This window comes from Gulosibacter sediminis, assembly GCF_023370115.1.
Lineage (GTDB): Bacteria > Actinomycetota > Actinomycetes > Actinomycetales > Microbacteriaceae > Gulosibacter > Gulosibacter sediminis_A.
Window position 1 is genome coordinate 1569845 of sequence record NZ_CP097160.1, and the last position, 12134, is coordinate 1581978.

Annotated in this window: 9 protein-coding genes; 2 read left to right on the plus strand and 7 right to left on the minus strand. The window is 68.1% G+C overall.

The genetic code is table 11. The features are described from left to right. Position 1: 1 nt before the first annotated feature. Entirely contained in the window at positions 2 to 1594 is a 1593-nt protein-coding gene (locus tag M3M28_RS07290) for an ABC transporter substrate-binding protein (protein WP_249385844.1), read from the minus strand. 286 nt (positions 1595 to 1880) lie between these two features. On the opposite strand from M3M28_RS07290, the gene M3M28_RS07295 reads away from it, so the two are divergent. Further along, the gene (locus tag M3M28_RS07295; RefSeq protein ID WP_249385845.1) at positions 1881 to 2471 is read left to right on the plus strand and encodes a DUF3043 domain-containing protein; all 591 of its coding nucleotides are present in this window, start codon (positions 1881 to 1883) and stop codon (positions 2469 to 2471) included. Positions 2472 to 2532: 61 nt separating this feature from the next. Here the strand turns inward: M3M28_RS07295 and M3M28_RS07300 are convergent, their stop codons facing one another. Then, the gene (locus tag M3M28_RS07300) at positions 2533 to 3123 is read right to left on the minus strand and encodes a helix-turn-helix domain-containing protein (RefSeq protein WP_249385846.1); all 591 of its coding nucleotides are present in this window, start codon (positions 3121 to 3123) and stop codon (positions 2533 to 2535) included. A 75-nt stretch (positions 3124 to 3198) separates the two neighbouring features. Between M3M28_RS07300 and M3M28_RS07305 the strand changes: the two genes are divergently transcribed. Beyond that, positions 3199 to 4545, plus strand: coding sequence for an MFS transporter (locus tag M3M28_RS07305; RefSeq protein ID WP_249385847.1), 1347 nt, complete (start codon positions 3199 to 3201; stop codon positions 4543 to 4545). A gap of 183 nt (positions 4546 to 4728) precedes the next feature. On the opposite strand, the gene M3M28_RS07310 is transcribed toward M3M28_RS07305, so the two are convergent. The 5 genes from M3M28_RS07310 to M3M28_RS07330 form a co-directional block, all read right to left on the minus strand. Further along, entirely contained in the window at positions 4729 to 5709 is a 981-nt protein-coding gene (locus M3M28_RS07310; protein ID WP_249388016.1) for a quinone-dependent dihydroorotate dehydrogenase, read from the minus strand. A 73-nt stretch (positions 5710 to 5782) separates the two neighbouring features. Further along, entirely contained in the window at positions 5783 to 6286 is a 504-nt protein-coding gene (gene nrdR, locus M3M28_RS07315; RefSeq protein ID WP_249385848.1) for a transcriptional regulator NrdR, read from the minus strand. Positions 6287 to 6290: 4 nt separating this feature from the next. Beyond that, entirely contained in the window at positions 6291 to 7604 is a 1314-nt protein-coding gene (hisD, locus tag M3M28_RS07320; protein WP_249385849.1) for a histidinol dehydrogenase, read from the minus strand. Between the two features lie 57 nt (positions 7605 to 7661). After that, entirely contained in the window at positions 7662 to 11117 is a 3456-nt protein-coding gene (gene dnaE / locus M3M28_RS07325) for a DNA polymerase III subunit alpha (RefSeq protein ID WP_249388017.1), read from the minus strand. Positions 11118 to 11203: 86 nt separating this feature from the next. Next, positions 11204 to 12133 carry an RluA family pseudouridine synthase gene (locus M3M28_RS07330; protein WP_249385850.1) on the minus strand — a complete coding sequence of 310 codons (930 nt, stop codon included), beginning with the start codon at positions 12131 to 12133 and terminating at the stop codon, positions 11204 to 11206. Position 12134: the final 1 nt, after the last annotated feature.

Genomic DNA, 12134 nt, shown 5'->3' on the forward strand with positions numbered 1-12134 from the left:
GTTACTGCTCCGTCCAGGCGCTTGCGAAGTCGACGCGGCTCGAGGCATCGAACGTGATGCCGTGCGTGGTCGGCGACGACACGATCGTGGTTGAGAGCTGCATGACGGGAATCACGGCGCCCTGCTCGAGGATGAGCGCGACGGCCTCGTCGACGGCCTCCTGCCGCTGCTCGGGGTCGGAGATCTCGTCGATGCGCTGGAGCGCCTCGTGGATGCTCGTGTCGGGGAGGTTCTGGTTGAAGAGCGCGTTCGGGCCGATCAGGCTGCTCATCGCGCTCGGGTCGGCCCGGGTCGAGTTGACCCACCACAGGGAGCGCGAACCGTCACCGATCGTGCCGGTCTGCTGCGCGACGGTGGTCTGCTTGAGCTGCATGTCGACGCCGATGTCCTTGAACTGCTGTTGAATCAGCTGGAGCGCGTCGCTCGTCGGCTGCCAGTAATCAAGGGTGAAGCTGAGGCGCTCGCCGTCCTTCTCGCGCACGCCGTCGGAGCCGAGCTCCCAGCCGGCCTCGTCGAGCAACTGGTTCGCGAGGTCGACGTCGTACGCGAACTCGTCGGAGACATCGGTGTACAGCGGCGTCGTGTCGCTGAGCACCGAGGTGGCAGGGCGGTCGTTCGGCGTGAGCAGCGAGTTCACGGCGTCGCGGTCGATCGCGTGCATGAGCGCCTGCCGCACGGCCGGGTCTTTGCCCACGGTGCTGTCGAAGTTCACGAGGAAGCCGTAGACCTCGCCCGGGTTCGCGCGGTTGTTGAGCTCGAAGCCGCGCTCGGCAAAGATCTCCTGGTCGAGCGCCGAGATGTTGTTCGACGCCTGAATCTGATTGCTCAGCAGCGTGCCCGTCAGCGTCGACGACTCGGGAATCACGGCGAAGCGGAGCTCGTCGAGGTAGGGCGCGCCCTGGTTCTCGACGCTCGGCGGCGCCCAGGCGTAGTCCTCGCGGCCCTTGAGCACGGCAATCGTGTCGGGCTCGTAGCGATCGAGGGTGAACGGGCCGGAGCCCGCGAAGTCGCCGGCGCAGCGATCGGCTTGCGACTTCTTCGTCGACTCGGTCGAGATCATCCCGAGCCCCTGCGATGCCGAGGCCTGCAGGAAGTCGCCGCGCGGCGACGCGAAGGTGAGCTGCACCGTCATGTCGTCGGGCGTTTCGACCGATTCGAGCCCGGCCGTGTACCGCGCGCCGAGCACCGCGACGGCACCCATTTCGGTGATGCTGTCGAAGTTCGCCTTGACCGAGGCCGCGTCGACCGGCGTGCCATCCGAGTAGCTCGCGCCCTCGGCGAGGTGGAACGTGAACTCGGTCGACTCGTCGTTGATTTCCCACGAGCTCGCGAGCCACGGCTCGATCTCGCCAGTGTCGGGGTTCTGCCACGTGAGTGAGGCCACGAGCGGCTTGCTCATGACGATCGCGTCGTTCGACGAGACCTGCTGCGGGTCGATGCAGCCCAGGTCGTCGGGCAGCCCGTACACCAGTGTGCCGCCCGCCTGTGGTGTGGTGGCATCGCCGGTATCCGTGGTCGTGGTGTTGGCCGCGCAGCCGGTGAGCGCGAGCACAGCAGCGGCGAGCATCGGAATGATGCGGATGCGCGAGGCCATAGAGCTCCTTGAGCGGGTTGAATCGGTTGCCTCGGAAACGTATGCGCGTTCACCAAAGCCCCCACGAACTTAGTGAACGGTGAGCCAATGTCTTGCAGCGTCACGATCAACGTCGTCACGATTCGTCACGTGTCGTCATTCCCCGTCACAGTCGCGATTTGCCGTTGCCGCGCAACCTCACCCTTTGCTATCTGCGAACGTTGCGGGCGAATCGAGCGCGACCTGCGCCCGCCGCATCCGCGTCGCTTAGAATTGCCGGATACCGCAGTCAACGTAGAAGGACACCATGGCGAAGAATTCGGCGAGCGAGCAGAACGTCCCCGAGTCGAGCGACGAGGCCGGCCTGACCTCGGGCAAGAAGGGACCAACGCCCCGCCGCAGGGACGCCGAGGCGGCGAACTTCCGCCCGCTCGTGCCCGAAGACCGCAAAGAGGCCAAGCGCCAGTCGCGGGCCAAGATGCAGGTCGAGCAGCAGAAGGCGCGCGAGGGCATGGCCCGCGGCGACGACCGCTACTTGCGCCCGAACGAGCGCGGCCCGCAGAAGCGCTACCTGCGCGACTTCATCGACGCGCGCATCACGCTCGGCGAGTGGCTGCTTCCCCTCATGTTCCTCGTGATCTTCGCCACGTTCATTCCGCAGACGAACGCCGCCGTGTGGGCAATGATGTTCATCTGGATTTACCTCGCGCTCTGTGTCGCCGAGGGCCTGCTCTACGGTGCGATGATCCGCCGCAAGGTGCGCGAGGTCGTCGGCGACGACAAGACCGAGAAGGGCTTCCTCTTCCAGGCCATGGGCCGCAGCATGCAGATCCGCATGCTGCGCATGCCGAAGCCCCAGGTGAAGCGCTTCGACAAGATTGAGTTCACCGGCCGCTAGGGCCGCCTCCGTGAGACCGGGTCGCCACCGCGCGGCCCGGTTTTTTTGGCGCGCCGAAGACTCAGATCGTGTCGTCAGCGCCGATGATGTCGAGATTCCAGAAGCGAGTGTCGGGGTCAGCCGGGTCGTGGGCGTGCGTGGCCTCGGTGATGACTTCCTGGATCCTCGCCTCGAGCCTGCGGAATTCCGCCTCGCTGAGCCGAAGACTGCTCTGCGAAAACGTTCCGTGCTGCGCGGCGTCGCGGCCCGAGACATAGTCGCCCGCCCACGCCACGACGCGCCTCAGCAGCGCGAGGTGGTCTTCGGCGAGCTCGCCCATGACCGACATCGCGAGCACTTCGTCATCGACCGGATGCTCGGGCGAGCCGACGGTCCACGCCCCGTCGACGGTCTTCCACACGCGGTCACGCTTGTCGCGCGCGTGTTCCGAGTCCTCCTCGAGCATGCCCGCGTTCGCGAGTACCCGCAGGTGGAAGCTCACACTGTTCGCGGGCACCCCGAGGTCGGCGGCCAGATCGGCCGCTCGCGCGTACCCTCGCGCCGCGACGGCCCTCGCGATGCGGCGCCGCAGCGGATGCGCGTACGCCTTCAGCATTGCCGTCGTCGCGGGCCGCTCCCCCGGATGCGCTGACCGTTGCTGCTCGTCTGCCATGGGCCGATTCTATCCACACCAAATATTGCGCAATTTCTATTGCGCAATATTTCTTGCGGAACTAGCATCGACGGCATGAGCACCTCAACGACGCGGCACAGCCTGCTTCGCAACCGCCAGTACGCGGCGTGGCTCGTCAGCGATACGGCCAAGGGACTCGCGAGCGCACTGTTTGCGTTCGCGCTACCTCTCATTGCGCTCTTCGTCACCAACGACCCCGCCCAGGCCGGCGTCATCGGCGCCGTCGGCATGGCGGTGCGCACGGTCACGACCGTGTTCGGCGGCGTCCTCGCCGACCGGCACCCCCGCATCGCCCTCATGGTCACCGGCTCGCTCGTCGGGGTGGTGCTGGCGGTGGCCCTCACCGCGCTCGCGCTCACCGATGCCCTCAGCTTCGCCACGCTACTCGGCGTGCAGACCCTGCTCGCGGCGCGTGCTGGCCTCTTCGATGTTGCCGGCGAGAGCGCGCTCAAGGAGCTCGTGCCCGACGACGCGATGGGCCGCGCGCAGGCGGCGAATCAGGGCCGGGATGCGGTGCTGCAACTCGCCGGCGGACCCCTCGGTGGCATCCTGCTCGCGGCCGGCGCCTGGCTGGTCGGGGCGGTAATGGCTCTGTGTCATCTCGTGGCCGCGGCCACCGCCTGGCTGCTGCATCGACGCACCACGGCGTCAACCGGCGCTGCGGACGAATTCGCCTGGGCGGCCCGGGCCGCCGAGGCGCCCGGAGCATCCGAAGCATCCGAGACCACCGAGACGAAGTCCGGCGCCGCGCCGAACGCCGCCCGCGAGATCGCCGAGGGGTTCCGCTGGCTGTTCGCCCGGCCCGATCTGCGCGGGGCACTCTTCGCCGCGACGATCATCAATCTTGGCTTCAGCAGCGCCCTCACCACCGTGACGTACGCGCTGCAGCAGCAGGGCCACTCACCCGTGACGATCGGCTTCCTCACGACCGGCGCCGGCCTCGCGATGCTCGGCGGTGCCATGCTCGCCCCACTGCTCGTCACGCGCGTGCGCGCCGGCACCGTGGTCATCGGCGGCCTTGCCGTGGCGGCAGTCGGCGTGTTCGGCATGATCCCCGTTCACGACCCGCTCGCGCTCGCCTTCGTGCTGGCCGGCACCGTCGTGTGCATCCCCGCCGTCAACGCGGCCCTCATGGGCTACTTCATGGTGGCCACCCCGAGCGCGATGCTCGGGCGCGCCAACAGCGCCTCCGCCGTACTCGGCATGGGTGCGATGCCCCTCGCGCCCCTCATCGCCGGGGTCGGCCTGTCGCTCGTCGGCCGCGACGTCACCCTCATCGTCGCGACGGTCATCTGCGCGGCCTCTGTGCTGCTCGCCGCAAAGAACCCGGCGCTGCGAGCCCTGCCCACCGAGTCGGGCTGGTCGGCGCACGCCGCACAGTTCGAGCGCCCCAATACCTAGGCCCTGCGTCTCGCCGCAGCCACGGCAATGGCGCGCTCAGCGACAACTGGCGCGAGCAGGATCGCGCCACTTGTCGCTGAGCGCGCCACTCCACGTGAACGAGGGTCACTCGACCGAGTCAGCGGATGCCGCACCGCACATCACGCCGCCCACAACTGTTGGGGCCACGCGGCGGCACAGTCATTAGCGCGTCAGCTCGCGGTTAATCGCCGCGGCCCACATCGGCCCCTCGTAGAGGAACGCCGTGTACCCCTGCACGAGCGTGGCGCCGGCATCGAGCCGGGCGCGCACGTCGCCCGCGCCGGTGACGCCGCCGACCGAGATGACGCAGAGGTCGTCGCCGAGCGCCGCGCGCACGAGCCGCAGCACCTCGAGGGAGCGGCCCGCGAGCGGCGCGCCCGAGAGTCCGCCAGCGCCGTACGCCTCGACAACGCGCGCCGAGGCCCGCAGCCCATCGCGCGAGATCGTCGTGTTTGTCGCGACGACGCCCGCAAGGCCGACCCGGCGCACGAGTTCGCCGATGCGCTGAATCGCGTCGTTCTCGAGGTCGGGCGCGATCTTCACGAGCAGCGGTACCCCCTCGGCCGCGTCCAGCGTCTCGCGCAGGATCGGCTCGAGCGCATCGAGCTCCTGCAGGCCGCGCAGGCCAGGAGTGTTCGGCGACGACACGTTGATCACGAGGTAGTCGGCCTCGTCGCGCACGGACTTCGCCGCGGCAACGTAGTCGGCGACGGCATCCTCGTCGCGCGTCAGCTTGTTCTTCCCAATGTTCACGCCGACGATGGCACTCCGGTTGCGGCGCGCACGCAGCGAGGCCGCGGCCCCCTCCGCGCCGTCGTTGTTGAAACCCATGCGGTTGATGAGGCCGCGGTCGCGCGGCAACCGGTACATGCGCGGCTTCGGATTGCCCGGCTGCGCGAGCGGCGTCACGGTGCCCACCTCGACGTGGCCAAAGCCGAGCGCCGCGAGACCGTCGACCATGTCGGCGTTCTTGTCGAAACCGGCGGCCAGGCCGAATGGCGAGGGAAACTCGAGGCCGAGCGCGCTCGTGCGCAGCCGCGCATCCGGCCGGGTGAAGCGCCCGAGCACGGCCGCGAGCGGCGGCACCGAGCCGATCCAGCGAATCACCGAGGCCCCGACGTGGTGGGCCTTCTCGGCATCCATGCGCCGGAACACGCAATTGAAGACGACACGGTAACCGGCCCGGGCGAGCTGCAGCAGCACTGGGGTTCCTTCGCTATTCGGAGTGGTCGAGCGGCTCGCCGTCGACGGTCTCGTCGGAGTACTTCGGCACGATGTCGTCGTGCTTGAGGTGTTCGATCGCCTGCTCGAAGTCGCTCAGCGAGGCAAAGCCCTGATAGACGCTCGCGAAGCGGAGGTAGGCAATGTCGTCGAGCTCGCGCAGGAACGGGAGGATCGCGAGGCCGATCTCGTTCGCCTCGACCTGCGAGGCGCCCGACTGCCGAATCGTCTCCTCGACCTTCTGCGCAAGCTGCGCGAGGTCGGCGTCGGTGACGGGTCGACCCTGGCATGCCTTGCGCACGCCCGACATTACCTTGTCGCGCGAGAATGACTCGGCCACGCCGGAGCGCTTGATGACGCTGAGGCTCGCGGTCTCGAGCGTCGAAAAGCGGCGATTGCAGTTCGGGCACTGACGACGCCGGCGGATCGCGTAGCCGTCGTCGGTTGTGCGCGAGTCGATGACCCGCGAATCGGGGTGGCGGCAGAACGGACAGTGCACGGCGCTACTCCCCCGTCGTCGCGCGGGCGGTGACCGACGCGGCGTGTGCCGGCAGATCCTCCGCGAGCGCCACCGCGCTGAGGCGGTCGGCCACGTCGGCGAGCGCCGCGGCGTCGTAGCGAATGATCTGCTGGGCGCGCAGGAACGTGTAGGCGCCGAGCCCCGCCGAGTGTGCCGACTGGCCACCCGTGGGCAGCACGTGATTCGATCCGGCGATGTAGTCGCCGAGCGGCACGGGCGAGTTAGGGCCGAGGAAGATCGCGCCGGCGTTCGTGATGCCACGCAGCGTCGCGTCGTCGTCGGCGGTGTGGATCTCGAGGTGCTCGGGGCCGTACACGTTCGACACGGCGCAGGCGGCGGCGATGTCGTCGACGAGCACGATCGCCGACTGCTGGCCCGAAAGCGAGATCTGCACGCGCTCGGCGTGCCTGGTCGCCGCCGCGAGCGCCTCGAGTTCGGATGCGACGGCGTCGGCGAAAGCCTGGCTGTCGGTGACGAGCACGGCCGCAGCCAGCTCGTCGTGCTCGGCCTGGCTCAGCAGGTCGGCGGCCACGAGCTGCGGCCGCGCGGTCTCGTCGGCGATGATCAGGATCTCGGTGGGGCCAGCCTCCGCATCGATGCCCACTTGCGCGCTCACGGCGCGCTTCGCGGCCGCGACCCAGACGTTGCCCGGGCCGGTGATGACGTTGACCGGCTCAAGGTCGAGCTCGGCAACGCCGTAGGCGAGCGCGCCGATCGCGCCCGCGCCACCCATCGCGTAGACCTCGGTGACGCCGAGGATGCCCGCGGCCGCGAGGATGGTCGGGTGCGGCAGTCCGCCGAACTCGGCCTGCGCCGGCGAAGCGAGCGCAATCGACGGCACGCCGGCCGCCTGGGCGGGCACGACGTTCATGACGACGCTCGAGGGGTACACGGCCTTGCCGCCGGGCACGTAGAGCCCGACGCGGTCGACCGGCTGCCAGCGCTGCTCGACGACCGCCCCGCTCGCGAGTTCGGTGCGGGCGGGCGGCGGCACCTGGGCTGCCGAACCGAGGCGCACGCGGCGAATCATCTCGTCGAGTCCGGCCCGCACCTGCGCATCCAGCCCCGCGACGGCCTCGTCGATCGCCGCCTGCGGCACCCGGATGTGCTCGGGGCGCACCCCGTCGAACTTTTCGGCCTGCTCGCGCAGCGCATCCGCCCCATGCTCGCGCACGTCCTGGATGAGCTGGGTCGCGCCGGCGAGCGCACGGCTCACGTCGACCTCGGGGCGGGGCAGGGCAGCGCGCAGCTGCGCGACCGAAAGGTCGCGACCGCGCAGATCAATGAGCTGGATCATAGTGACCTCCAGTCTAGTGACGCGCGCGGGGTCCCCCGCACCGAGTGAACTGCGCGACTAGCTGACCGAGCCGGGGCCGAGCAGCGCGGCGAGCTCCGAGTAGATCGCCGAGCCGAGCGACACCCGGTGCGGCAGCTCGAACATGCGCACCGATTGCTGGGTCTCGAGGTGCAGGCGCACCTCGGACTCGCCCGAATTACGGCGCAGCAGTTCGTCGAGCTCGGTCACAAGCGTCTCGGTCGCGCGCACGTCGGGCAGCGTCAGGGTAAGCGGCGGGTTGTCGCCGACCGACAAGTGCGGCACCGTGATGCCCTGCGCCGTGATGTTGATGCCATCGTCGCGGTGCTGCGCCCGGCCGCGAATCACGGCGATCGTGTCGCTCTCGAGCTGATCGCGGTACTCGAGGTAGGTCTTGCCAAGGAACATGATGGTAATCTCGCCGCCGAAGTCCTCGATCGATACGAGCCCGTACGGGTTACCGGAATTGCGGGCCACGCGGTGCTGCACCGTCGTGATGAGCCCGGCGATCTGCACCTGTTCGCCGTCGCGCACGTCGGTGTCGCCGACGAGGTCGAGGATCGGCGTGGCCGAGAGCTTCGAGAGCTCAACCTCCAGGCCCTTGAGCGGGTGGTCGGAGACGTAGAGGCCGAGCATGTCGCGCTCGAAGGCGAGCTTGTCCTTGCGAGTGAACTCGGGGCGCTCGGGCACCACCTGTTCCTCTTCCTCGAACTCCATGAGCCCGGCGAAGAGGTCGACCTGACCGTGGGCCTCGTTGCGCTTGCGGCTCACGGCGGCGTCGATCGCATCGTCGTGAATCTCGAGCAGCGCGCGGCGGGTCGGGCCCATCGTGTCGAACGCGCCGGCTTTGATGAGCGACTCGACGGTGCGCTTGTTCGCGACCGAGATCGGCACCTTCTTGAGGAAGTCGTGGAACGACGTGAAGTCGCCCTGTTCCTCGCGTGCCTTGATGATCTCGGCCACGACCTGCTCGCCCACGTTGCGCACGGCGCCGAGGCCGAAGCGGATGTCGTGGCCGACGGCGCGGAAGCGCAGGGTCGACTCGTTCACGTCGGGCTGCAGCACCTGGATGCGCATGCGGCGGCACTCGTTGAGGTACTCGGCGAGCTTGTCGCGCGAGTCGCCAACCGAGGTGAGCAGACCGGCCATGTACTCGGGCGCGTAGTGGGTCTTGAGAAATGCGGTCCAGTACGAAATGACGCCGTAGGCGGCCGAGTGGGCCTTGTTGAACGCGTAGTCCGAGAACGGCAGCAGGATATCCCAGAGCGCCTGCACGGCGGCGTCCGAGAAGCCGCTCTTGTTCATGCCCTCCGAGAAGATCGCGAACTGCTTGTCGAGCTCGGACTTCTTCTTCTTACCCATCGCGCGACGCAGCAGGTCGGCCTGGCCGAGGGTGTAGCCCGCGACCTTCTGCGCGATCGCCATCACCTGCTCCTGGTAGATGATGAGGCCGTAGGACTCCGAGAGGATGTCGGCGAGCGGCTCTTCGAGCTCGGGGTGGATCGGCGTGATCGGCTGCTGGCCGTTCTTGCGCATCGCGTAGTTCGTGTGCGAATTCGCGCCCATGGGGCCGGGGCGGTAGAGCGCGATCGTCGCCGAGACGTCGTCGAAGTTGTCGGGGCGCATGAGGCGCAGCAGCGAGCGCAGGCCGTTGCCATCGAGCTGGAACACGCCGAGCGTGTCGCCGCGGCTCAGCAGCTCGTAGGTCGCCTTGTCGGTGAGCTCGAGCGTCTCGAGGTCGATCGTCTCGCCGCGGTTCTGCGTGATGTTCTCGAGCGCATCCGAGATGATCGTGAGGTTGCGCAGTCCGAGGAAGTCCATCTTGATCAGGCCGAGCGACTCGCACGAGGGGTAGTCGAACTGCGTGACGATCTGGCCATCCTGCTCGCGCTTCATGAGCGGGATCACGTCGATGATCGGATGCGAGGACATGATCACGCCGGCCGCGTGCACGCCCCACTGGCGCTTCAGGCCCTCAATGCCCTTCGCCGTCTCGAACGCCTTCTGGAAGTCGGGGTTCGATTCGATGACGGCACGCATCTCCCCCGCCTCCTTGTAGCGTGGGTGCGCCGTGTCGTAGACACCGGCGAGCGGGATGTCCTTGCCCATGATCGCCTCGGGCATCGCCTTCGTGAGCTGGTCGCCCACCGAGAACGGGTAGCCGAGCACGCGCGAGGCGTCCTTGAGCGCCTGCTTCGACTTGATCGTCCCGTACGTGACGATCTGCGCGACGTACTCGTCGCCGTACTTCTCGGTGACGTAGTGGATCACCTCGGAGCGGCGGCGGTCATCGAAGTCGATATCGAAGTCGGGCATCGAGACGCGGTCGGGGTTGAGGAAGCGCTCGAAGATAAGGCCGTGCTGCAGCGGGTCGAGGTCGGTGATGCGCATCGCGTAGGCGCACATCGAGCCGGCGCCCGAACCACGACCGGGGCCGACGCGCACGCCGTTCTCCTTCGCCCACTGGATGTAGTCGGCGACGACGAGGAAGTAGCCGGGGAAGCCCATCTGGGTGATGATGCCGATCTCGTAGTCGGCCTGCTTGCGCACATCGTCGGGGATCGTGTCGCCGTAGCGGTAGTGCAGGCCACGGTCGACCTCCTTCACGAACCACGTCGCCTCGGTCTCCCCCTCGGGCACCGGGAAGGCGGGCATGTAGTTCGCTTCTTCGTCGAACGCAGCGGTGCAGCGCTCGGCGATGAGGAGGGTGTTGTCGCAGCCCTCGGGGAACTCGCGGAACTGGTGCCGCATCTCCTCGGCGGTCTTGAGGTAGTACCCCTCGCCATCAAACTTGAAGCGATTCGGGTCGTCGAGCGTCGCGCCCGACTGCACGCAGAGCAGCGCCGAGTGCGCGACGGCGTCTTCCTTGTGCGTGTAGTGGAGGTCGTTCGTGATCACCATGGGCAGGCCCAGGTGATCGCGCAGCTTCAGCAGGTCCTCGCGCACGCGGCGCTCAACGCCAACCCCGTGGTCCATGAACTCGAGGAAGAAGTTGTCCTTGCCGAAGATGTCGCGGAACTCGCCCGCGGCCTCGACCGCCGCATCCCACTGCCCGAGCCGCAGGCGCGTCTGCACCTCGCCGGAAGGGCAGCCCGTCGTCGCAATGATGCCCTTCGCATAGCGCTGCAGCAGCTCGCGGTCCATGCGCGGCTTGAAGTACTGCCCCTCGATGGAGGCGTAGGACGAGAGCCGGAACAGGTTGTGCATGCCCTCGGTGGTCTCGGACAGCATCGTCATGTGCGTGTACGCGCCACCACCTGAGACGTCGTCACCGCCACCGTTGCCCCAGCGCACGCGCGAGCGGTCGGAGCGGTGCGTGCCCGGGGTGAGGTACGCCTCGGTGCCGATGATCGGCTTGATGTCGTAGCGCTTCGCGGTACGGAAGAACTCGTACGCCGAGAACATGTTGCCGTGGTCAGTGGTCGCGATCGCCGGCATGCCGAGTTCGGCCGCGCGTTTGATCATGTCCTCGATCTTCGCCGCACCGTCGAGCATCGAATACTCGGTGTGATTGTGCAGGTGAACGAACGAGTCTGTTGCCGCCACGGTGTGTTCCTCCAAGCTCTCGCGAAGCCTCGAGTCTACTCGGGCTTACCCGCCCGCAAGAGTTCCAGGGCGTGTTGCAGATCGGCCGGATACTCCGAGCTGAATTCAACGTAGCCGCCGCGCTCGGGATGCTCAAAACCAAGCTTCACGGCGTGCAGCCACTGCCGCTCGAGGCCGAGGGCCGCGGCGAGCTTCGGGTCGCCGCCGTAGAGCGGGTCGCCCATGCACGGGTGGTGCTGGGCCGACATGTGCACGCGGATCTGGTGGGTGCGGCCGGTCTCTAGGTGCACTTCGATGAGCGAGCCGCGACGGAACGCCTCGAGCGTCTCGTAGTGGGTGATCGAAGGCTTGCCGCCGGCGACCACCGCGAACTTCCAGCTCGAGCCGGGATGCCGGCCGATCGGCGCGTCAATCGTGCCCGAGAGCGGGTCGAGCAGACCCTGCACGACCGCGTGATACGTCTTGTCGACCGTGCGATCGCGGAAAGCCTGCTTGAGCACCGAGTAGGCACGCTCGGTCTTCGCGACGACCATGAGGCCGCTCGTGCCGACGTCGAGGCGGTGCACGATGCCCTGGCGCTCCGGCTGCCCCGAAGTCGAAATGCGGAAGCCGGCAGCGGCGAGCGCGCCAAGCACGGTTGGGCCGGTCCACCCCACCGAGGGATGTGCGGCAACGCCGACCGGCTTCATGACGACGACGAAGCTCGCCTCGTCGTGCACGATCTCGAGCTCGGGCACGTCGATCGGCTCGACCTCCAGGGGCCGCTCGGGCTCCCACTCGACGTCGAGCATCGCGCCGGCCCGGAGGCGGTCCGACTTGCCGACGACGCGGCCGTCAAGGCGAACCGTTCCCCCATCGGCGATCGCGGCCACTCGCGAACGGCTCAGGCCGAGGAGCTTCGAGACTCCGGCATCCACCCGCTCGCCGTCGAGGCCGTCGGGTACCGGCAGCATCCGTGATTCCATG

What these genes read in the sequence shown, in the direction of transcription:
- M3M28_RS07300 (WP_249385846.1), bottom strand. Translation starts at nt 3,123, where the DNA reads ATGGCAGACGAGCAGCAACGGTCAGCGCATCCGGGGGAGCGGCCCGCG.
- dnaE (WP_249388017.1), bottom strand. Translation starts at nt 11,117, where the DNA reads ATGCTCGACGGTGCGGCGAAGATCGAGGACATGATCAAACGCGCGGCC.
- M3M28_RS07330 (WP_249385850.1), bottom strand. Translation starts at nt 12,133, where the DNA reads ATGGAATCACGGATGCTGCCGGTACCCGACGGCCTCGACGGCGAGCGG.
- M3M28_RS07290 (WP_249385844.1), bottom strand. Translation starts at nt 1,594, where the DNA reads ATGGCCTCGCGCATCCGCATCATTCCGATGCTCGCCGCTGCTGTGCTC.
- M3M28_RS07295 (WP_249385845.1), top strand. Translation starts at nt 1,881, where the DNA reads ATGGCGAAGAATTCGGCGAGCGAGCAGAACGTCCCCGAGTCGAGCGAC.
- M3M28_RS07310 (WP_249388016.1), bottom strand. Translation starts at nt 5,709, where the DNA reads ATGGATGCCGAGAAGGCCCACCACGTCGGGGCCTCGGTGATTCGCTGG.
- hisD (WP_249385849.1), bottom strand. Translation starts at nt 7,604, where the DNA reads ATGATCCAGCTCATTGATCTGCGCGGTCGCGACCTTTCGGTCGCGCAG.
- M3M28_RS07305 (WP_249385847.1), top strand. Translation starts at nt 3,199, where the DNA reads ATGAGCACCTCAACGACGCGGCACAGCCTGCTTCGCAACCGCCAGTAC.